Annotated in this window: 22 protein-coding genes; 1 reads left to right on the forward strand and 21 read right to left on the reverse strand. The window is 62.4% G+C overall.

Features of this window, described 5'->3' with window-relative positions; all coding sequences use genetic code 11:
• Positions 1-41 precede the first annotated feature (41 nt).
• From GY725_14185 to pheA, 9 genes are all read right to left on the reverse strand, one after another.
• A complete protein-coding gene (locus GY725_14185; protein ID MCP4005337.1) occupies positions 42-716 on the reverse strand; it encodes a TraB/GumN family protein in 675 nt (224 codons plus the stop codon).
• A gap of 198 nt (positions 717-914) precedes the next feature.
• Entirely contained in the window at positions 915-2,000 is a 1,086-nt protein-coding gene (locus GY725_14190) for a tetratricopeptide repeat protein (protein MCP4005338.1), read from the reverse strand.
• A gap of 6 nt (positions 2,001-2,006) precedes the next feature.
• Entirely contained in the window at positions 2,007-2,327 is a 321-nt protein-coding gene (locus GY725_14195) for a LapA family protein (protein MCP4005339.1), read from the reverse strand.
• Positions 2,324-2,827 (reverse strand): HIT domain-containing protein, encoded by a 504-nt coding sequence (locus GY725_14200; GenBank protein ID MCP4005340.1) that lies wholly within the window; start codon positions 2,825-2,827, stop codon positions 2,324-2,326. Before GY725_14200 ends, GY725_14195 begins: the two co-directional genes overlap by 4 nt.
• 38 nt (positions 2,828-2,865) lie before the next feature.
• Entirely contained in the window at positions 2,866-3,192 is a 327-nt protein-coding gene (locus tag GY725_14205) for an integration host factor subunit beta (protein MCP4005341.1), read from the reverse strand.
• Between the two features lie 48 nt (positions 3,193-3,240).
• Positions 3,241-4,986 (reverse strand): 30S ribosomal protein S1, encoded by a 1,746-nt coding sequence (locus GY725_14210; GenBank protein MCP4005342.1) that lies wholly within the window; start codon positions 4,984-4,986, stop codon positions 3,241-3,243.
• Position 4,987: 1 nt separating this feature from the next.
• Positions 4,988-5,848: a prephenate dehydrogenase gene (locus GY725_14215; protein MCP4005343.1), complete on the reverse strand. Its 861-nt coding sequence runs from the start codon at positions 5,846-5,848 to the stop codon at positions 4,988-4,990.
• On the reverse strand, positions 5,845-6,945 hold the full coding sequence (locus GY725_14220; protein MCP4005344.1) for a histidinol-phosphate transaminase: 1,101 nt from the start codon (positions 6,943-6,945) through the stop codon (positions 5,845-5,847). Before GY725_14220 ends, GY725_14215 begins: the two co-directional genes overlap by 4 nt.
• The gene (gene pheA, locus GY725_14225; GenBank protein MCP4005345.1) at positions 6,942-8,003 is read right to left on the reverse strand and encodes a prephenate dehydratase; all 1,062 of its coding nucleotides are present in this window, start codon (positions 8,001-8,003) and stop codon (positions 6,942-6,944) included. The genes GY725_14220 and pheA overlap by 4 nt, the downstream gene beginning before the upstream one ends.
• 157 nt (positions 8,004-8,160) lie before the next feature.
• On the opposite strand from pheA, the gene GY725_14230 reads away from it, so the two are divergent.
• Positions 8,161-8,820 carry a dephospho-CoA kinase gene (locus GY725_14230; GenBank protein MCP4005346.1) on the forward strand — a complete coding sequence of 220 codons (660 nt, stop codon included), beginning with the start codon at positions 8,161-8,163 and terminating at the stop codon, positions 8,818-8,820.
• Here GY725_14230 and GY725_14235 read toward each other — a convergent pair.
• The 12 genes from GY725_14235 to dcd form a co-directional block, all read right to left on the reverse strand.
• Complete coding sequence (locus GY725_14235; GenBank protein ID MCP4005347.1) at positions 8,789-9,595, reverse strand: tryptophan synthase subunit alpha; 807 nt, start codon at positions 9,593-9,595, stop codon at positions 8,789-8,791. The genes GY725_14230 and GY725_14235 overlap by 32 nt on opposite strands.
• Complete coding sequence (trpB, locus tag GY725_14240) at positions 9,592-11,388, reverse strand: tryptophan synthase subunit beta (protein MCP4005348.1); 1,797 nt, start codon at positions 11,386-11,388, stop codon at positions 9,592-9,594. Before trpB ends, GY725_14235 begins: the two co-directional genes overlap by 4 nt.
• Positions 11,385-12,164 (reverse strand): indole-3-glycerol phosphate synthase TrpC, encoded by a 780-nt coding sequence (gene trpC / locus GY725_14245; GenBank protein MCP4005349.1) that lies wholly within the window; start codon positions 12,162-12,164, stop codon positions 11,385-11,387. Before trpC ends, trpB begins: the two co-directional genes overlap by 4 nt.
• Positions 12,161-13,174, reverse strand: a complete 1,014-nt coding sequence (trpD, locus tag GY725_14250; GenBank protein ID MCP4005350.1) for an anthranilate phosphoribosyltransferase — start codon at positions 13,172-13,174, stop codon at positions 12,161-12,163. Before trpD ends, trpC begins: the two co-directional genes overlap by 4 nt.
• Positions 13,171-13,755: an aminodeoxychorismate/anthranilate synthase component II gene (locus GY725_14255; GenBank protein ID MCP4005351.1), complete on the reverse strand. Its 585-nt coding sequence runs from the start codon at positions 13,753-13,755 to the stop codon at positions 13,171-13,173. Before GY725_14255 ends, trpD begins: the two co-directional genes overlap by 4 nt.
• 2 nt (positions 13,756-13,757) lie before the next feature.
• Entirely contained in the window at positions 13,758-15,257 is a 1,500-nt protein-coding gene (gene trpE, locus GY725_14260; protein ID MCP4005352.1) for an anthranilate synthase component I, read from the reverse strand.
• Positions 15,258-15,320: 63 nt separating this feature from the next.
• Complete coding sequence (locus GY725_14265; GenBank protein ID MCP4005353.1) at positions 15,321-17,750, reverse strand: LPS-assembly protein LptD; 2,430 nt, start codon at positions 17,748-17,750, stop codon at positions 15,321-15,323.
• A gap of 60 nt (positions 17,751-17,810) precedes the next feature.
• Positions 17,811-18,398 (reverse strand): Crp/Fnr family transcriptional regulator, encoded by a 588-nt coding sequence (locus GY725_14270; GenBank protein MCP4005354.1) that lies wholly within the window; start codon positions 18,396-18,398, stop codon positions 17,811-17,813.
• 131 nt (positions 18,399-18,529) lie between these two features.
• On the reverse strand, positions 18,530-19,018 hold the full coding sequence (locus GY725_14275; GenBank protein ID MCP4005355.1) for a TlpA family protein disulfide reductase: 489 nt from the start codon (positions 19,016-19,018) through the stop codon (positions 18,530-18,532).
• 116 nt (positions 19,019-19,134) lie between these two features.
• Positions 19,135-19,485, reverse strand: a complete 351-nt coding sequence (locus tag GY725_14280) for a hypothetical protein (GenBank protein ID MCP4005356.1) — start codon at positions 19,483-19,485, stop codon at positions 19,135-19,137.
• A gap of 14 nt (positions 19,486-19,499) precedes the next feature.
• Positions 19,500-19,949 carry a D-tyrosyl-tRNA(Tyr) deacylase gene (locus tag GY725_14285; protein ID MCP4005357.1) on the reverse strand — a complete coding sequence of 150 codons (450 nt, stop codon included), beginning with the start codon at positions 19,947-19,949 and terminating at the stop codon, positions 19,500-19,502.
• Entirely contained in the window at positions 19,946-20,461 is a 516-nt protein-coding gene (gene dcd, locus GY725_14290) for a dCTP deaminase (GenBank protein MCP4005358.1), read from the reverse strand. The genes GY725_14285 and dcd overlap by 4 nt, the downstream gene beginning before the upstream one ends.
• Positions 20,462-20,561 lie beyond the last annotated feature (100 nt).

Here is a 20,561-nt window from a genome sequence, read left to right on the forward strand (position 1 = left end):
CTCGATCGTGAAGCGCAGAAGCGCGACCGAAGTCTGATCGCCTAACTCACCGACCCTGGCATAACGCTCTTCCAGATCTTCGATCTCGACGATCGTCTTGATACCGCGCGCGCCAGTAGCTCACGGTGCAACGAATACTGTTCGTCGAAGCCGCGACCTTCGCAGAAAGTCCACTCCACCCACCCCTGGGCATACCACGGACGGAACGAATCGAGGGAATCTCCTTCCTGGCCCGCTCCCACCAACAGGCTGCGAAGCCCCGCGTGAGTCGACTCATCGAGTAGATCCGGCAGCTTCTTGCGCCGAAGCCAGCGATTCCTGTCCACCGCGCTGGCAACGCGCTCTGCGAATCCGGGGCGCAGATCGTCGACGGAAACAATCAAGGTATCGGCGGAGTCGAAGACTCGCTCGATCGCTGAGGGAAGTTCAGTGACGGGCTGACGTCCATAATCCAATTCGGCGATCACGTAGAGAACGCTGTCGGGGTGGTCAAATCGGGTGACCTCCCACATCGGCAACGCACGTTGCCCGGGCGCGAGCCGCTGGACGGGCTGGACGGTAGACGTCGCGCCGCGGGCCCTGCGTTCAGGCGGGTCGAGCGCGCTCGAAACAGATGGCAGAACCGCGATGAACAGCAGAAACCCAACCCGCACGAGCAAGGGAGCGCAGAACTCTCGGCTCCCGATCTGGCTCAGCCAGCAACCCCAGCGAATCAAGAACTCTCCCCTTCCCTCTCGCCTTCTTCTCGATTTCCTCGGGCTTTCCGTCTCCCGATCTTCGGCCAGGCGTCAGTCGCCGTCCGGATCCAAGGACCGGTAGAAGGCTAGCCCGCATCTCGCAACAGGTCACGAGTGAGGAAGAAGGGGCGGGGGAGGGGACGGAATGACGACTCGATACCGAAGCGTGAAGACGGGTCAGACGAAGCTGTCCCATTCGCCGCACTGCGGGCAGCGCCAGTGCAGCTCCGTATCTTGAGTACCGCAGTTGAAGCACTGGAGCTTGCGCCGGTCTATCGGCATGCGATCCAGGAGCTCCTCGAAAGCCTTCAGAGCCTCCCCTTCGCGTTGTTCAGCCAAGAGCACGCGTCCCAGCTCCGCAGACGCCGCGAGCGCATCTTGTCGACTCTCGATCTCGCCGCGCAACAACGCAATCGCATCGTCGCTGCGCTTCTGTTCGATCATGCAACGCGCCAGCCAGACGACAACCTCGCGGTCGTCGGGAACCGCCTTGCGCTGCTCGAGCAGAAGTTTTTCCAGACCCGCAAGATCTCCGGCACTTCCAAACGCATCCCACAAGCGCGGATACAAGATCATGCCGATCATCGGGTGCATGGACAGGGTGCGCTTCCAGAAGCCGATGGCCTTGGCCGGCTTGTTCTCACGCATGCGCTGGTCACCGAGTTCCACATACGCTTCAGCGCAGCTCTTGTCCTGGCCCAGTGAGCGCTTGAACGCCTTTCGCGCCTCCGATTCTTCGCCCTGCTGGACCTTCTCGCGCCCGATACCCACCCAGAGGTGCGCCAGCGTCGCAGGCGTCCGCTTGTCGCGACGCCCGATTCGCTTGCGAATCTGCAAGGCTTCTTCCCACGCACCCGTCTCCACGTGAATCCGCTCCAGTTCGCGCAAAGCCTGCAGATTGTTCGGATCTACTTCGAGCAGTTCGCCAAACGATGCAGCCGCACGCTTCAAGAAGCCACCGCTGCGAAAATCGAGTGCCAGGCCCAGGAGCGCTTCGAATCTCATCTGCTCGGAAAGGTCATGCTGCAGAAGCAGGTTCTGATGGACCTGGATGGCGCGACCGACTTCACCCCGCGCCCGGTACAGATTGGCCAAGGCCATGTACACGTCCGACGATGAAGAATCCAGACGGGCGGCTTCGGCCAGTGCACCTTCAGCGGCGGGCAGGTCTCCCGCCAGCACCAGATGCAACGCGGTTCGCATCTGCGAGGTCGCGGTGCCCGGAGCCGAGCGCCGCTTTCGTCGCCGGAAACCGAACGCCATCGCCCGCTAGACCTCGCCGGCCTGCTTCTCGGTCGCCTCGTCGTTGAGCGGTAGCGTTCGCAGACCGTGAACTTCCTGCTCCAACTTCGTCACCTGCTTGCCCGAGCGACGCACCTGCAGGCGCATCGAAACGAGTGGCCAGGTAAAGACCCCGACGGTGAGTGCCGCACCGAGCAGGGCTGAACCGAGCAATGACATCCAGAGCGGAGCGCCCTCGATGATATGAAAACCCAGATCGACGGGCACCTCGGCTGGATTGCGGCTTACGAACACGCTCACGCCGACGATCACGAGAGCCAGAAGTATGAATGTGGTCCAGATTTTCACGACTTGGAAAGCTCCTGAAACTGGGGCAACAACCGCTCGTAGGTTCGCTCGAGGTGTTCTGGAATGACGCGAACCTCTCCGAGTGCCGTCATGAAGTTTGTATCTCCGTTCCAGCGTGGAACGACGTGAAAGTGAAGATGCTCCGCAAAACCCGCGCCGCCCGCGGCGCCCAGATTCGCACCGATGTTCATACCTTCACAATCATACGTCTTTCGCAAAATCCGGGCTGTATCGGCGATGCGAGCCATGAGTTCAGACAAGCTCGCTGCGTCGACCCGCTCGATCTCGCCGCAGTGAAGATGTGGCGCCACCATGAGATGGCCCGCCGCGTACGGGTAGCGGTTGAGCAGCACGATGGAGCGCTCACCGCGGTGCAGGATCAGCCGCTCGGCTGCGGACGCCGAAGACGGCCCATCACCAGACGCCGAAGATGGCGTGTCATCCGCTGTCGTGCAGAAGATGCAGCCCCGGGGCCCCTTCGCGGACTCGATGTACTCCATCCGCCACGGAGCCCAGAGGGGCCTGCTATCGCTCACGCTCAGGAAACGGAGCTCGCGTGGCCCGGCTCGGTGCTCTCTTGCCTGCGCTTGCTCTCGATCCGTTCCTTGAGCTCTTTACCCACCTTGAAGAACGGCGTGCGCTTGGCAGGAATCTTCACTTCCTGACCGGTCTTCGGGTTCCGACCTTCGCGCGCCTCGCGCACTTTGATCTGGAAGCTGCCAAAGCCACGGATCTCGATCCGGTCTCCCTGACGCAGGGAGTCGGTCATGCAGTCGAAAATCGTATTGACGACGGTCTCGGTATCCTTCTTGGAGATCAAGGGTACCTGCGCCGCTACGCGTTCGATCAGATCGCTCTTCGTCATCCCGAGAACTCCCCCACAGATCGCTTCGGGCTTCTCCGCCCTCCGCCCCTACTCCTCGTCATCCGGCGAATCACCGGCGAGGCGATTTCGGTCCGCCTGCGTCAGCAGGTCACCCAGCGTGGCCGTCTGAGTGCGCGATTGCTGTGCAACGCGCTTGATGGCCTCGCGCTCTTCGCGGTCGTGAATGGCGCGCATCGACAAGGCGATCTTCTGCTCCGCAGCATCGACTCGCACGATCAGCGCCTCGACCTCGTCCCCCTCCTTTACGACGTCGCGAATATTCTCGACGTCCTGGCCAACCTCGGAGGAGTAGACCAGACCTTCAATACCTTCTTCGATCTCCACGAACACACCGAAGTCGGCAATGCTGGTGGCCTTGCCCTTGATCTTGGTGCCGATCGGATACTTCGTGGGCATGTCCTCCCACGGATTCCGCTCGATTTGCTTGATACCCAGGGAGAATTTCTCGCCTTCGGTATCGACCTTGAGCACGACGGCTTCAACCTCGTCGCCCTTCTTGTACAGATCCTTCGGGTCGCGGACTTTTTGCGTCCACGAGATATCGGAAACGTGCACGAGACCGTCGATGCCGTCCTCGATTCCGAGGAAGACGCCGAAGTTGGTGACGTTGCGAACCACACCCTTGACCCGCATACCCGCCGGATAACGCTCTTCGAGGAGCGACCACGGATTCGGCTCGATCTGCTTCATGCCGAGCGAAACCTTGCGATTGCCCTCGTCGACCTCGAGCACGAGCACATCGACTTCGTCGCCGATCGCCACCACCTTCGAGGGGTGCTTCACGCGCTTGGTCCAGCTCATCTCGGAGATGTGGATCAGACCCTCGATTCCCGGCTCCAACTCGACGAATGCGCCGTAGTCGGCCAGAGAGACGACCTTCCCGTGGATGCGCAGACCGACTGGATAGCGGTCGGTCACATTGATCCACGGATCGGGCTGGGTCTGCTTGAGGCCCAGGCTGACCCGCTCGCTCTCCCCGTCGAACTTCAGAACGCGCACGCGAACCTGATCGCCTACCTGGAACAGTTCAGAGGGATGCGCGATGCGACCCCACGACATGTCGGTGATGTGCAATAGACCGTCGATGCCGCCCAGATCGATGAACGCACCGTAGTCGGTGATGTTCTTGACGATCCCCTCGACGACCAGGCCTTCCTGAAGAATATCGAGCGTCTTGTCGCGCAGCGACTGGCGTTCGGTCTCGAGCAACGCCCGGCGCGACAGAACGATATTGCCGCGGCGTTTGTTGAACTTGATGATCTTGAACTTGTGCGTCTCACCAATCATACGGTCGAGATTTCGCACCGGTCGAAGATCTACCTGGCTGCCGGGCAGGAATGCCTTGACGCCGTCCAGGTTGACCGAAAGGCCTCCCTTGACGCGTCCGTTGATCACGCCCTCGACGACCTTTCCGTCATCGTGCGCTTCGGCGAGTTGATCCCAGATTCGCAGGCGATCTGCCTTCTCCTTGGAAAGGACGACCAGACCGTCATCGTTTTCTGCGCGCTCGACGAGAACTTCGACCTTCTGGCCGGGCTCGATGCGCGCGATCCCGCCCGCGTCCGCGAATTCCCAAGTAGCGATCATGCCTTCGGATTTGCACCCGACGTCAACCAGCACATGCTCGGGATCCACACTGAGCACGGTGCCCTCTACCACCTGTCCTTCTTTGACCAAAGTGGCGCTGTTCTCGAAGAGATCGGCAAAGCTCTCCTCATCGATCACTGCGGGCGGTGTATTCGTCGGTTCTGCGGTTTGCACTTCGTCGGCCATACTACCTTTGTCGGTCTCCTGTTCGTTCTAGCCTTTCCAGGCTCGCCTGGGCGTTTTGCAGTACTTCTTCCAGCACTGCCCGATCTTCTCGCCCCAAGGCGTCGACGATCAGTCCCAAATTCTTTTCAAACCGGGCAATTTCTTCGGTTACCCGGCTACGATTCATGAGCAAAATCTCGCACCACAGCTTGGGGTTGGCGCGTGCGATGCGGATGAAATCGCGCAACCCCGGACCCGCGAGGCGAAGCCCCTCTTCTCCGGGCAGCCCCTGAGCGAATGCGAAGGCTATCACGTGCGGCGCATGAGAGAGAACCGCGGTGAGAGCGTCGTGCTCCTCAGGTGTCTTCCGGACCGTAAATGTGCCTAAACCCTGCCAGAATTGCTCGATTCGGTCCACAATTTCAGGGGGTTCGGGCCCGCTCACGGTGATGATGCAGGGAGCATCTTGCAACAGATCCGCCCGGGCTGCGCCAAATCCAGCCTCGTGACTCCCCGCCATCGGGTGCGCTCCCACACACCTCTCCGGATGCCGCAGGCAGCGCCGAGCGGCCTCGGCCGTAGGCACCTTCACGCTGGCCGTATCCGTGATCAGCGTCGCTTCCCCTAGATGGGGGTCCAGATCCTTCAATACCGGGTCGAGTTGCTCGACGGGAATCGCCAGTACGATCAGATCGGCCCAGGCGGCGGCTTCGGCAAGAGGCACGATCTCAAAGCCCTCGATGGCGTCCCGGCCGGGATCGACCCCTCGAACCTCCGCAGCCAGACCGCGATCCCGCGCCGCCAATGCCACCGAGCCCCCGATCAGCCCCATGCCGACCACGGCCACGCGCTCGAATAAAGGCTGCGAACGGGTTCCGCTCAAGCGCGAATCTCGGCTTCGAGCGCGCTGAGAAAGCGCTCGTTCTCTTCGGGCAGACCGACGGTCACGCGCAGATGTCGCTTCAAGCCGAAGCCCGCCATCGGCCGGGTGATCACGCCATGGCGAAGCAGCCCCTGATAGACCGCGCCGGCATCGTCTCCGACATCGACCAGCAGAAAGTTCGCATCGCTCGGCGTGCAGCTCAATCCGAGTCGCTCCAAACCAGCCGCGAGAGCATCGATACCGGCGTGGGTCAACTCGCGAACCCGGGCCACGTGTTCCACATCGCTCAGGGCACCGATCGCCGCAGCCTGCGCCAGGCTGTTCACGTTGAAGGGATGGCGCGCGCGCTCGAGATAGGAAATGAGTTCCGGATCGCCAACGACATAGCCAATGCGCAAGCCCGCCAGTCCGTAGATCTTCGAAAACGTTCGCAACGAGACGAGCGTCGTTCGCCGCGCAATCGCTTTGAGCGTGTCGGGGAAGTCGGGACGGCGCACGTACTCCAGATAGGCCTCGTCCGCGACCAACACGACGTGTTCCGGCAACTCGTCGACGAGACGCGAAAACTCGGCCTCGCCGATCGAGGTGCCGGTAGGATTGTTTGGGTTCGCCAAAAACAGCAACTTCGTCTTGTCGGTGACCGCAGCGAGCAACGCGCCGACATCGCTTTTGTATTCGGCGTCGGTCGGGACCGGGACGGAGACCGCGCCCATTCCCTGCGCCACGATCGGGTACATCGCAAAACTCGGCCAGGCAAATACAATCTCGTCGCCCGGTGCAACGAAGCACTTGGCCAGCACCTCGAGGAGTTCATCCGAACCACAGCCGAAGGTGAGCGAATCTCCCGTCACACCGAGTTTCGTCGCGAGCGCTTCGCGCAGGTGAAAACAAGAACCATCCGGGTAGCGATTGAGCTCCTCCGTCGTCGCGTGCAGTGCTTCGACCGCGCGCAACGAGGGCCCAAGTGGGGACTCGTTCGAAGCGAGCTTGATCGAATCCGCGATGCCGAGCTCGCGTTCGAGTTCGTCGATCGGTTTGCCGGGTTGGTAGGGATCGAGATCGCGAATATGCGGATTCACGAGTTCTTTCAACTTCATACCAACGTCTCCGCCTGCGGATAGCTGCCAAGCACTTTCACGAAATCACAACGCGGGCGCAGCGATTCGATCGCTGCTCCGACACGCTCGTCGTCGACGTGACCTTCGAAGTCACAGAAGAACACGTATTCCCAGGCCCGCGCTTTCGTCGGCCTCGACTCGATGCGCGTCAGATTCACATCGTGCTCCGCAAACGGTTCGAGCGCCTTGTACAGGGCACCGGAAAGATCGCGCTTGATGGAGAACAGCAGGGAAGTGATGTCGCGTTCGCTGCGCTTCGGCGGCGTCTTGCTGATCACCAGGAAGCGCGTCGTGTTGTTCGGGTTGTCTTCGATACCCGATTGCACCGACTCGAGTCCGTACAGACCCGCAGCAAGTGAACTCGCGATCGCGGCACTCGTATCGTCCCGCGCCGCCTGCTCCGCCGCGAACGCGGTCGAGGGCGAAGACTCCTGCGTCGCGTTGGGCATATTCAAGGCCAGCCAACCGCGACATTGCGCCAGCCCCTGGGGGTGCGAGCGGACGGTCTTGATCTTGTGCAGGTCGCCGCTCTTCGAGAGCAGATCGTGGTGGATCGCAACGTGGATCTCAGCGCAAATGGTCACCGGAGACTCGACGAAGAGATCGAGTGTGTGGCTCACCACGCCTTCATTGGAGTTCTCGACCGGCACCACACCGAACTCGGCGGTGTCGTTCTCGACCTGCTCGAAGATCTCGGCAGTCGTCGCGGCCGGCAGGAGTTCGGCCATCCTGCCAAATTGCTGGATCGCGGCCTGATGGGTGTAGGTGGCCGGTGGCCCCAGGTAGGCGACGCTCACGCCGCGCTGTAGCGAGATCGATGCGGAGATGATCTCGCGAAAGACGTTGCGGATCGCATCCGAGGGAAACGGCCCCGGATTCTGCCGTTCGAGACGCTCGAAGATGTCGAGTTCGCGTCCGGGGACGAACGGCGTGGAATCGTCGGCCGCCTTGAGACGGCCGATTTCGGCATTGCAGCCCGCTCGCTGGTTGAGCAGATCGAGGATCTGATCGTCGATGCGATCGATCCGCTCCCGCATTTCGCCAATCGGTTTTTCCACATCGCTCACGTTACCGCCCTTCGAAGCGCGCCGATGATACCCCAGAGGTCCGGCATTGCCAATATTTCTCAATGATCACAGCGCCTTACGGGATGACCCGGACTCGGAGCAGATTGGACTGGTTATACTGCGGCCCATGAGCGAAAGAAGATCTAGCAGCCGCTTGATCGGCCTGACCGGAGGCATCGGAACGGGCAAATCGCGCGTCGCGAAGCTGCTCGAAGAACTGGGTGCGGCGATCGAGTGTTCCGACCTGATCGTGCGCGAACTCCAGGCTCCGGGAGGCGCTGGACTGCTGGCCATCGCCGAGCACTTTGGCAACACCTATCTGACAGCGGCTGGAGAACTCGATCGCGCAAAGCTCGGAGACCTGGTCTTTAGCGACCCCGAGGCTCGCCAGGTGCTCAACGGCATCATCCACCCGCTCGTGTTCGGGGAATTCGACCGTCGAATTCAACGGCACCGCAGCGCCGAGGTGCAGGTGATCGTGATCGACATCCCGCTGCTGCTCGAAGGCAAACAGGCCGGACGCGGCAGCGGTGCGCTGCTCCCCTTTGACGAGATCGTTCTGGTCTACGCGCGCGAGGAACAACAACTCCGGCGCGTCATGGAACGCGACGGCTTGCCCGAAAAAGATGCGCTCGCGCGCATCCGTTCGCAGCTCTCGATCGAGGAAAAGCGGGCCTTGAGCGACGTGATCATCGACAATAGTGTGGACTGGGAGAAGACCGACAGGCAGGTGCGCGAACTATACGAGACCTGGCTCAACGCTTCGCCGACCTCATCGCCTCACTGAGAGAGCGCACGAACCCGCTCGCAGAAGCGATCGCCTCGGCGCGATCCTTCGCAGCCGCAATTCGACTCACCAGCGCACTACCGACGATCACTCCATCGCACATACGAGCGACATCGACAGCATGCTCGGGCGTCGAGATCCCGAAGCCCACGCAGACGGGCGCGTCCGTCACCCGTCGGACCTTGGCGACGAGATGCGCGAGGTCGGGCGGCAGTTCGTTGCGCGCACCGGTCACACCCGTGGTCGACACGCAATACACGAAGCCGCGACTCAGCGACGCGATCTGCACGACTCGCTCGGGCGTGCTGGTCGGTGCGATCAACAGGATGCGATGCACGTCCTTCGCCTCGCAAGCGCGGCTCAGATCGGCACCCTCCTCGTGAGGCGCATCCACGATGATCAGTCCGTCGATCCCGGAAGCCGCGCACTCCGCCACTGTCTGGTCCTCTCCGCGGGCCAGCACATTGTTCAGGTAACCCATCGCGACAAGCGGTACGTCGGTGAGTTTGCGCACGCGCGCGCACATCGCCAGGACGCCCGCCAGAGTCGTGCCCGCAGCGACCGCACGCGCCGAGGACGCCTGGATGGTCGGCCCCTCCGCAATCGGGTCGCTATGAGGGACGCCGAGTTCGACTATATCAGCGCCGGCGGCGGCGAGTTCGGGGATCAACTCTTCTGTGGTCTCGAGATCCGGATCACCGGCCGTCACGAAGACGATCAGTGCCGCGCGATTTTCGGCCCGGGTCCGCTCGAACACGGCATCGATGCGATTCATCGGCGCTTCTCCAGCAGCAGGCGAGCTTCGGCTACGTCTTTGTCCCCGCGTCCGCACAGGTTTACGATCACGAGGGTGTCCTCGCCGTAGTCCGCCGCGCGTTTGCGCAACTCAGCGATCGCATGCGACGGCTCGAAGGCGGGAATGATGCCCTCCTTCTGCGATAAGTAGACGAAAGCGTCGAGTGCCTCGTCGTCGGTCGCAGCGGAATAGATGGCGCGACCTGAATCCTTGTACAACGAGTGCTCCGGACCCACGCCCGGGTAGTCCAGACCCGCCGAGATGGAATGTGCGGGAAAGACCTGGCCGGAGTCATCCTGAAGCAGATAGGACATGCTTCCGTGCAGGACTCCGGGGCTTCCCGCCGTAAGCGGTGCGCTATGCCGCCCCTTCTGCATGCCCTCACCAGCCGCTTCGACGCCGATCATCTTCACGCCCTCATCGCCAAAGAACGGATGGAAAAGCCCGATTGCGTTACTGCCTCCGCCCACACAGGCGTACAGGTAATCGGGCAAGCGCCCTTCTGCCGCCAGAATCTGTTCACGCGCCTCCTGTCCGATGATCGCCTGAAGATCTCGAACCAGAAGCGGGTACGGGTGAGGTCCAGCAGCGGACCCGATCAGATAGTAGGTGTCGAGTACATTCGTAGCCCAGTCACGCAGGGCTTCACTCATCGCGTCCTTGAGCGTGCGTGTGCCCGACGTGACCGCGTGGACCTTGGCCCCGAGCAATTCCATGCGGAATACATTCAGGGCCTGCCGACGCGTGTCTTCTTCACCCATGAAGACTTCACATTGCAGGCCGTAGCGCGCGCACGCAGTCGCAGTTGCCACACCGTGCTGACCGGCACCCGTCTCCGCGATGATGCGCGTCTTGCCCATACGCTTTGCAATCAGCGCCTGGCCAATCGCGTTATTGATCTTGTGCGCGCCGGTGTGGGCAAGTTCGTCGCGTTTGAAATAGACCCGGCAACCGAGGTCCTCGCTGATACGCCGCGCGAAGTACAACGGCGTGGGTCGTCCGACGTATTCCTTGCGCTCGGCGGCGAGTTCTTGCCAGAAGCTCGGATCTTCGCGCAACGCTTCGTACGCGTCGGTCAACTGCTCCGTAGCCGGGACCAGGGTCTCTGGCACATAGCGCCCGCCGAAGATTCCGAAATAGCCGCGCGGATCCGGACGATCGCGTTCGGACTCGACGGAGTGCGCTAGCGCGACGAACTCCCGGACGGCTTTCCGGTCCTTGCGGCCCGGAGCCGACTCGAGTCGCGACGAAGCATCGACACCGTGCGGCAGGGCGCTTCTCGCCGCGTCCTCGACGTTGTCCGCGGCGAGTCCTCCTGCGATCCAGACTCGCCGGCCCCTGGATTCCAACGAACGCGCCCGCGTGTAATCCCAGGATTCACCACTCCCTCCCCCGGAGGGATGATCGAGCATCAGGTCGATGCGCGGGTAGCGATCGGCGAGCTCCTCGACACCGTCCTGCGCCGCGAGCACCTTGATGACCGGAAACGGAAGCTTCCCCACGTAATCTGGCGACTCATCGCCGTGCAGTTGCACCACGTCGAGGCCCACTTCTTCGACCAGCTCGGCCACTCGTTCGACGGGCGCATCCTGAAACACGCCGACACGCACGACACGACCCGCGACCGCTGCACTGATCGCGCGTGCGGTCTCGAGATCCAGTGCGCGAGGCGTACCGTCCACGAAGTTCAAGCCGATCGCGTCAACTCCGGCTTCGACCGCAGCTTGGGCGTCCTCCACTCGGGTAATTCCGCAGACCTTGACCTGGATCATGCCATTCCTCTCAACTTCGCCAGCGCCATTCCTGGATCCGGCTGCTTCATCAACGCCTCGCCGACCAGGAATGCGTGCACCCCTTCGGATTGGAGTTCCCGCAGAGTCGTCGCGTCGGACAGTCCGCTCTCACTCACGATCGTGCGGCCACCGAGATGCGGCAGGAGTTCTCGTGTCACTGCGATATCCGTGGAAAAACTGCGCAGGTCGCGATTGTTCACACCCACGATGCGTGCGTCGAGGCGCACCGCCCGCTCGAGTTCCGTCCGGTCGTGGACTTCGACGAGTACGTCGAGCCCGATTTCGCGCGCAGTCTGGTACAGATCGGCGAGCCTGGAATCGTCGAGTGCCGCCACGATCAGCAAGACGGCATCCGCGTTCGCGGCACGAGCTTCAAAGATCTGTATCGCGTCGACCGTGAAATCCTTGCGCAACACGGGCAGCGAGCACGCACCCCGCGCTGCCTTCAAGTCCGAGAGGTTGCCCTGGAAGAATGCCGTGTCGGTGAGTACCGAAAGGGCTGCCGCCCCGGCCGCTTCGTAGGCCTTTGCGATCTCGGCCGAATCCGCTCCTGCGCGGATCTCACCCTTCGAAGGGGAAGCCCGTTTGAACTCGGAGATCACGCGCGGTGCCTCGCTGTCGCGAAGAGCGTTCTCGAAAGCGCGTGCCGGAGGCGCCGCTTCAGCTCGCTCGCGCATGGCAGACAGGCCCTCATCGCGGCGCAGTGCAGCGACCTCCTGAGCCTTTCGCTCGAGGATTTCATCGAGGATCGTCATTGCGCCGCTTGCGTGAACGCGACGAAGCGTTCCAGAACGCCCCGCGCCCTGCCCTGATCGATCGACTCGGCCGCCAGCCTCGCTCCTTCAGGCAGTTCGACAGCCCGACCCGCCACACAAAGCGCGGCGCCGGCGTTCAGCAACACGACATTGCGCCGTGGCCCTCGTTCTCCGCCCAGAATGCTGCGCGCGATCTCGGCATTCTCCAGGGCATCTCCGCCTTCGAGATCCGATGCAGACGCCGCCGGGAAAATCTCGCCCGGACGGATGGAAGCGACGATGTGCTCCCCCGTATCGTAGCGATGCACGTGGGTCGGGGCGTTGAGCGAAATCTCATCCAACCCGTCTTCCCCGTGCACCACCCAGACCACCTCCGCGCCTAGTTCGACTAGCGCGGCGAGCGTGGGTTCGAGCAGGGACGCATCGGCAACGCCGACGAGCTGTCGCTTCACACCCATGGGATTGGTCAGTGGGCCGAGACGATTGAAGATCGTGCGCACGCCGAGCTTCGCGCGGATCGGTCCGACCCGGGCCATGGCGGGATGACAGGCGCGGGCGAACAGAAAGCCGATTCCGACTTCGCGCACGCATTCGGCCATGCGCTCGGGGGCCGTATCCAGACGCACTCCGAGCGCCTCGAGGACTTCAGCGCTTCCACACTTGCTGCTCGCAGCCCGATTGCCGTGTTTGGCGACCGGCACACCCAACCCGGCAACGACGAGAGCCGAAACCGTGGAGATGTTGAAACTATTGGAACCGTCCCCTCCGGTACCGCACGTGTCGATCGCGCCCTCCGGAGCTGGCGGGAGGGAAACGGCCAGTTCACGCATCGCCTGGGCCGCGCCCGTGACTTCATCGACGGTCTCACCGCGGGTTCGCAAGGCCGCAAGCAGTCCGGCAATCTCCAGATCGTCGCCCTCTCCGTTCATCACGGCGACGATCAGAGCGCGCATCTCTGCGCGCGGAATCTCGTTTCCCGAAATCACGCGCTCGAGTACTTCCCGAATCACGCCGCGCGCTCCGTCAAACCCGCAACGCGTAGAAAACCGGCAAGCAATGCCTTGCCCTGGCCGGTCAGAATCGATTCGGGATGGAATTGCACCCCGATCACGATATCTCGCACATGCCGCACAGCCATGATCTCGCCGTCTTCGGTGTGCGCGGTGACGATCAGTTCGTCGGGCAGATCCGCGACGGCCAGTGAGTGATAGCGGGTCGCCTCAAACGGATTGGGCAGCCCCTCGAAGATCCCGCGTCCGTCGTGGCTCACCATCGAGGTCTTGCCGTGCATCAGGTGCTTGGCCGCCACCACGCGTCCGCCATAGGCCACCGCGATCGACTGGTGCCCGAGACACACGCCCAGGATCGGCAGACGCCCCGCGTACCGCTTGACGGTTTCGACGCTGATGCCCGCTTCCTTCGGAGTGCACGGGCCGGGCGAGATGATGATGGCCTCGGCGTCGCGCTCCCCGACCTGCTCCACGCCTATCTTGTCATTGCGCACCACGTCGCAGTCCGCACCGAGTTCACCCAGGTACTGGACCAGGTTGTAGGTGAAGGAGTCGTAGTTGTCGATTACGAGAAGGCGCATCTTCACTTTCCCCGGCCGGCCAGCAGGACCGCGCGCAGCGGCGCACCCGCCTTGTGGCCAGCTTCCTCGAACTCCGCCTGCGGATCGGAATCAGCGACGACTCCACCGCCGGCTTGAACGTGAATCTTGCCGTCCTTGGCCAGCAGGGTGCGGATGGCAATGCACATATCCATATTGCCGTGATGATCGAAGTAGCCGACGCAACCGCCGTAGAGACCGCGGCGATCGGTCTCCATCTCTTCGATGATTTCCATTGCGCGCACCTTGGGCGCACCGGTGAGCGTGCCCGCCGGAAAGGTCGCGCGCAACAGATCGATCGCATCGAGACCGTGACGGAGTTTGCCGCGCACATTCGAAACGATGTGCATGACGTGCGAGTAACGCTCGATCACCTTGAATTCGTCGACGACGACCGAACCCACCTCCGCCACTCGTCCGATGTCATTGCGGCCGAGATCGACCAGCATCACGTGCTCGGCCAACTCCTTGGGGTCTTCGAGAAGCGAGCGTTCATGCTCGTGGTCTTCTTGAGGAGTCGCGCCGCGAGCGCGGGTTCCGGCGATCGGACGCAACTCGATCTCGTCCCCTTCGAGTCGCACGAGAATCTCCGGCGATGAACCCAGAACCACGTGGTCCTGACAGCGCACGAAGAACAGGTACGGCGACGGATTGAGCACGCGCAACTGCCGATAGACGGGGAACGGATCCGTCGTCATGGGCAGGCTCAAGCGATGCGAAGGGACCACCTGGAAGATATCCCCGGCCTGGATGTACTCTTTACAGCGCTCGACCATTTCGTGATAGCGCTCGCGAGTCGTATTGGACACGGGCGTCTGGGTCGCTTCGCTGCCCACCGATGAAACCTGTTCGGGAACCGGCCCCGATAGCTTGGCGGTGATTGCGTCGATCTCTGCCAGGCCCCGCTCATAGACCGCGTCGATTTCCGATAACTCGTCGATTTCGACGGGATGAATGATGCTCAGGCGCTGGTGGTAGCCATCGTGCACGAGCACGGTGCGAGGAATCGTGAAATAGCAATCAGGCACGCCGAGGGTGTCCGGATTGTCCTCGGGCAACTCCTCGACGTAGCGCACCCAGTCGTAACTGACGTACCCGACGGCCCCGCCGGAAAACCGCGGCAGACCCGGCAACTCCAGAGGCCGGGTCTCGGCTATGAGCGCACGCAGGTGATCGAGTGGATCCTCCCGGTGCTCAGCAGCCAGTTGGATTCGCTCGATACGCTCGCCCCGCTGGATCTCGACCTGGCCGTTGCGGGCGATGAAACGCGCACGCGCGCCAACACCGATGAAGCTGAAGCGCCCGCGACGTTCCTCACTCTCGGCAGACTCGAGCAAGAAAGACGTAGCTCCGTCGTCTACCTTGAGGAAGACCGCAAGCGGGGTGTCGAGGTCTGCTAGAACCTCGCGAACGAGCGGAACGGTAGAACCTCGACCAGCCTGCCGAGCAAGGGCCGAGAACGAGTCACGATCGGGCCGGACCATGGTGCGTTCCTCATAGGGCCGGGAGATTCCCATAGGAAGCCAGCCACGTCAACCTGGAAGCGTTCAGCGACGCTCGCGCTCCTTGCGACGCCGGACCCGCGAACGCTGACCGAATCCCGCAAGCCGCAACTCCAGGCTGAAGCGCGTCTCCGAGGGACGGGTTCGATGCTCGATCTGCGCCAGGAGATCCCAACAACGGCAATCAGACCCGAGCTGGAAACCGATCCGGCCTGCACTCGAGGAGGACTGATTGAGTGCGACGAAACCGCTCGCGAAGATTTCGAGCCTGCGCGATACGACGAGTACCGAGTCCAGGCCGATCTGGCTCACCTTCGTCCCGTCGTCGTACTCATCGTAGATTGCGTTCTGTCGCACGAAATTCTCGAATGTCAGTACGCGGTCACGCAGATAGCGATAGCTCAGTCCCAGGAGATGCCCCCGCGCTGAATCCCAGCGTGCCGATGCAAATGCTTCATCCACTCGGGTAGTTTCGGGGTCCCAACCAGCTTCGCCCCGGAACTCGAAGTCTTTCCACGGCCTGACCAGCCCGTCGGCAAATACACGGGTGTTCTCGCTCCGGTCGAAATCGTAACCCGCGCCCACGCGGATCTCGCCGAGAAGTTGTGGAACCCTTCCGCCATCGAAGGAAGGTCCGTAGAAGCGGTTTCCGATCTGATACTGGAGGATGCGTTCGTCTTCGACGCGATCGGTGGGATTGCGAGTCAGGAGTCGGGCGTCGCCGTCGATCAGACGCCGCGCCCCGGAAGACAGGGCGGGCAGGAATAGCGGGTTGCGGTTCTGGGATGGGGTCGACACCGCGACCAGAGTGACGCGCGGTTCGACGATATGGCGCATCGGCAGCGAGCGAAACGTCATCGACTTGGCGAAGCGAGTGCGCACGTCGAAACGACCGGTCCACATCTCCCGTCGCTCGGTCTCGCCGACGTCGGGAAAATAGAGCGTTTCCCGATAGCCCAGTTCGCTGAGTGTTTCGAATACACCAAGACGCTGTGGAAGACTCAGATGGGGATAGATATCCAGCCGATGCCCTCTGTCGGCCAGGAGTTCGCCTTCCTGGTAGAAGCCATCGCCCTCGGAGCGATCCCTCCCCAGCGAAGCGGCGTTGTCATTGTGATGGTCCGCGAGCGGATCAAGGAATCCGTTCCCGTCCGGTTCCTCGCCATCGAATAACCCGTCTCGGCCGGTATCGAAGAACTGGCCGTTCAAGGGCGTGTGCCCGCTCTTGCTCGACCGCCCGTCCCATTGATGGAAGTAGGTGTAACGGGAATCAAAGCCGAATCGCAGCGGCGATCCCGCGATGGGCCTCGGCAGGCGCGAAAGGCGTACATCGGGGAGGCGTTGCAGCAGGAAATCATCGCGATCGAGATCCGATGGGCTCTGCAGATCGTCGATCATGGCGGTCTCGACACCCGCGTACAGACCCCAGTCGGCGTGACTGGCCCAGGCGGTGGATTCCAGGAAGCGACTATTGCGCAGTTCGCGCGGGAGATCGTCGAAATCGACCACGTACTGGTTGTCACTGACGCCTTTGAGATCGAGACCAAAGCGAGCGCGATCGGTCAGCGGTTGAGAGTGCTGCCACCAATACGCCCAGCGATTGTCACTGAATGGCGTCTCGAAATCGTCGGGCGATACCTCGTCATCCCCGGGCAGAACCGCTAGACCGGCGGCCCCGGCTGATTCTGAGCCGAACACGTACTCGATCTCGGCAGCTCCCTTTACTCCGCGCTTGGCAAACCATGTGGGACGCAAGATCAGATTGACCTGCTCCCCAAGCGTCATGAAGAAAGGCAACTCGACCTCGGCACCACCGCGACCAGAAGCCGAAAAAGATGGCAATAGCAATCCCGTCTGGCGCTCGGTCTTGGCGGGAAACGCGATGAAGGGCAGATAGAAGACGGGCACATCCAGGACACGAAACTTCAAGTGCTTTCCGACGGCGTAACCGCCGATATCGATCTTGGCGTCCTCGACCTCGAGTTCCCAGGGCCGCGGCTTCGCGTCCCCGGGGCAGCGGCAAGTCGTGAACATCCCCTTCTCGAGCGAGTAGGAGTTGGGTCCACTGCGCTGCAATGCATCGCCACGCACGACGAAGCCCGGCGTGGGCGTATCGAGCGAAGCCCGGGTGGCCATCGCCACCATGGAACGGAGATCGACCGCTATGAAATCGGCTTCCACCGTGTCCGTCGCGTCGACCATGCGCACATGACCGCTGGCCACACCTACACGCGTCGTCCCATTGAATACGAGCCAATCGGTGGCCAGCGTGCGGCCGTCGCTCTGCTCGACTCTCACATTGCCCGACGCCTCATAGACGTCGGTATTCCGGTCGTAGCGGACCTCGTCCGCGGTCAGGTCGAAGTCAGTGGAGCCGAGATTCTCGCGCAGGGGATCCGCCTGGGCGAAGGCGGTCGCGGGCGCAACGAACAAGAGGAATGCCCCCAACAGAAGGGCGCGGAAGCGACGGTGCATCGGCCACTTCTACCTGTAGGCCGGCTCCAAAGCAAGCGGCGTGTGTGCCGCCCATCCGGTTCAGAAACGGGTGATCGCCTCGAGTTCACTGGCTTCGAGGACGGTCAACTGATCGTCCACCAGCCCGAGCATGCGCCGATCGAGCAGTTCCCGAAGACAGTGATACGCCTCATGGATCGGCAATCCCGAGGCTTCGGCCAGATCGCGCAGACGGCCCTTGACCGAAGCGGGCCCCTCACCCGAAATCATGCGCGCCAGAATCGAACTGGCGAGGGCACGATGGGCGGGTGTGATCTCGGACGACTCGACCTCTTCGGCCGCGGGTCGGTCGGCTCGGGCCGCGAGAGTCTGGATCAGGCGGTAGTTGAACTCGGGGCATTCGCGGCACAGGCGCTCGACCAACTTCGGCGCCAACACGAGCACCGAGACATCCCCCTCGGCAACGACGCGATGGGGATTGGGCCGCGAGAGCAGCGCAGTGGTCTCTCCGAAGATCTCTCCGGGGCCGAGGACGTATTCGACACTGGGGGATTCGCACTGCACCAGGACATTGCCCGAACGCACCACGTAGAGTTCGAGTCGTTCAGACCCTCGCTCCGCTATACAATCGCCCGCCGAAAACAGGCGCTCGATCTCTTCGGCCTTCATACACCCCGCCGTATAGAACCCGTCCTTCCCACGATCGACGCAACGGAAGTCAAGATTTAGCGGTAGCTGCAGGAATCCAACGGGGTCCGATTCGGCGGGTCTGGTGACCGGAACTGGCGCGGAATTGCGAATCAGGGCAAGTGGCGAGCCAGTACCTCGGCCAGTTCTTCGCGATCGTGGTAGCCAGGGGCGAGTCGTTCTCGCACGGTCCCGTCAGGGCCGAGCACCAGATGGTAGGGGAATTGCTGGGCGCCATAGGTCATTGCCAGGTCCAGATCCGCCAGCGCCACGGGATAGAGTACGCCCTTGTCGCGAACCCACTTCGCGATCACCTCTTTGGGCTCCGTGTCCACAGAAATGGCGAGCAACTCGACACCGCGATCCTTGTGGGCATTCCAGACTGCATTGAGTTCGGGGATTTCACGAACGCACGGTGTGCACCAGGTGGCCCAGAAGTCGATCAATACGATCTTGCCGCGCAGGCTGTCCAGGCTGACGCTCACGCCATCAAGGCGCTTCAGGGCCAGGGGGGGCGCAAGTTCCGCCTCTGGCTTCGGAGTATCGGGCGTGCAGCTCGCACAGACCAGGAGCGTGATCGCGCTGAGAAAGAAGCTCTTCATGGCCTGATTACGCGTCAGCACCCGCCGGGTTACGCGATTCTCGAACGAATCGAGCGCAGTACCCCGGAGGCCGAAGCAGAGTCGACCCGAACCATTGGATCATCTCGAGCGGGTTCCTAGTTGGGAAGCCCGGAGAGATACTCAGGATCCTGCCCGGTGAAACTCAGCGACTTCTCGAAAGTCAAATGCTCCGGGACGACGGAGTAATCACCGCGCACCGCCGGTTGCACGATCGCGCGGGCCACATCCGTGCGGCCGCCCGTGACGCACCAGGCCAGGCCCCCTGTGATCGAACCTGCGACCGCGTAGAGCACCTTGGCAGGCCCATACACCAGGTTCACCACAGCCGTTGCGAGCCCCAGACCAAACTCTGTAGCAGCGGGACGCGCTGCCTGAGCCGTTCCAGGAAGAGCGGCTGTGATGGTTATCAACGCACTGAGCACCATGGAGATCGTCGTGTTCTTCATCGCGGCGAAGCTAGCTAAAACTGCTTGCGTGTGTCGAGCAGCAACGTCACAGGACCTTCATTACACAACTCGACACTCATCTTCGCGCGAAAGCGTCCGGTGGTCACAGGTGCACCGAGCTGACGAGCGTGACTCACGAGCAGTTCGATCAGGGGTTCGGCCTGCTCGGGCGGCGCCGCGTCGGCCCACCCGGGGCGGCGTCCCTTGCGGCAGTCGCCCATAAGAGTGAACTGCGACACGACGCCGAGCATCTCTCCAGCTTCGAGGAGCGACCGGTTCATTCGCCCCTCGGAATCGGGCAGGATTCGCAGGTGGACGAGTTTCTCGGCGAGTAGGCGCGCGTCTTCCTCCCGGTCCTCGTGCGCCACTCCCACCAACGCCAGAACACCGTCCTCCATCTGGCCAACCGTCTCGCCATCGACCGTCACCGACGCTCGGCTCACGCGCTGGGCGACGGCTCTCACGGGGAATCCTGATCAGCGAACTTGCCCGAATAGACGGCTTCCCCCTCACAGCGCTGCAACACGATCTGGCAGATCCGGATCCCCGGATGGATGGCGAGTTGTGCGCTCGAGACATTGCTCATCTCGAGCACCTGGTGATTCGCAACACCCGGATGCACGAATCCGGACGTGACGTGAACCGTGAGACCCAGTCGTGCGATGCGACTGCGCCCTTCCAGCCAGCCGCAGATATCCGGTGGGAGAAAGATCCGTTCGAGTGTGACGCCGTGAACCGTGTGCCCCGGATCCAGAACATATGGACGCTCGAACGGGATGACTTCAGTCTCGGGTTCGGACTCGCCGTCGTCCGTGACCTGTACGGGGCCGTTTTGGTGCAATCGGAGCACCCTCAACTCGGAGCCCAGATGCAGATCGATGGAGGCGGGGCCGATCTGATCGCGGCCAAGGGGTTCCACCCGCAGTCGCCCGCTCTCGAGTTCGCGGATGATCGAATCCCTGGTCAAGACACTCATCGCCAGTCCCCCCGGAGGGGAACTTCGCGGTCCGCTGCGGGATGTCAAGGCGGCGACTCGATGCGCTGATCCCGACCAGACCTTTCACACGAGCGCTGCG

The organism is bacterium, from assembly GCA_024226335.1.
Classification (GTDB): domain Bacteria; phylum Myxococcota_A; class UBA9160; order SZUA-336; family SZUA-336; genus JAAELY01.

Bases quoted from the DNA above. Each gene is read 5' to 3' on its own strand.
- GY725_14270 (MCP4005354.1), bottom strand. From the start codon at position 18,398: ATGAAGGCCGAAGAGATCGAGCGCCTGTTTTCGGCGGGCGATTGTATA.
- GY725_14190 (MCP4005338.1), bottom strand. From the start codon at position 2,000: ATGGCGTTCGGTTTCCGGCGACGAAAGCGGCGCTCGGCTCCGGGCACC.
- GY725_14255 (MCP4005351.1), bottom strand. From the start codon at position 13,755: ATGCGCCTTCTCGTAATCGACAACTACGACTCCTTCACCTACAACCTG.
- GY725_14280 (MCP4005356.1), bottom strand. From the start codon at position 19,485: ATGAAGAACACGACGATCTCCATGGTGCTCAGTGCGTTGATAACCATC.
- GY725_14235 (MCP4005347.1), bottom strand. From the start codon at position 9,595: ATGAATCGCATCGATGCCGTGTTCGAGCGGACCCGGGCCGAAAATCGC.
- GY725_14200 (MCP4005340.1), bottom strand. From the start codon at position 2,827: ATGGAGTACATCGAGTCCGCGAAGGGGCCCCGGGGCTGCATCTTCTGC.
- trpC (MCP4005349.1), bottom strand. From the start codon at position 12,164: ATGACGATCCTCGATGAAATCCTCGAGCGAAAGGCTCAGGAGGTCGCT.
- trpB (MCP4005348.1), bottom strand. From the start codon at position 11,388: ATGATCCAGGTCAAGGTCTGCGGAATTACCCGAGTGGAGGACGCCCAA.
- GY725_14275 (MCP4005355.1), bottom strand. From the start codon at position 19,018: ATGAAGAGCTTCTTTCTCAGCGCGATCACGCTCCTGGTCTGTGCGAGC.
- trpE (MCP4005352.1), bottom strand. From the start codon at position 15,257: ATGGTCCGGCCCGATCGTGACTCGTTCTCGGCCCTTGCTCGGCAGGCT.
- pheA (MCP4005345.1), bottom strand. From the start codon at position 8,003: ATGCGGGAGCGGATCGATCGCATCGACGATCAGATCCTCGATCTGCTC.
- GY725_14230 (MCP4005346.1), top strand. From the start codon at position 8,161: ATGAGCGAAAGAAGATCTAGCAGCCGCTTGATCGGCCTGACCGGAGGC.
- GY725_14265 (MCP4005353.1), bottom strand. From the start codon at position 17,750: ATGCACCGTCGCTTCCGCGCCCTTCTGTTGGGGGCATTCCTCTTGTTC.
- GY725_14220 (MCP4005344.1), bottom strand. From the start codon at position 6,945: ATGAAGTTGAAAGAACTCGTGAATCCGCATATTCGCGATCTCGATCCC.
- dcd (MCP4005358.1), bottom strand. From the start codon at position 20,461: ATGAGTGTCTTGACCAGGGATTCGATCATCCGCGAACTCGAGAGCGGG.
- GY725_14205 (MCP4005341.1), bottom strand. From the start codon at position 3,192: ATGACGAAGAGCGATCTGATCGAACGCGTAGCGGCGCAGGTACCCTTG.
- GY725_14210 (MCP4005342.1), bottom strand. From the start codon at position 4,986: ATGGCCGACGAAGTGCAAACCGCAGAACCGACGAATACACCGCCCGCA.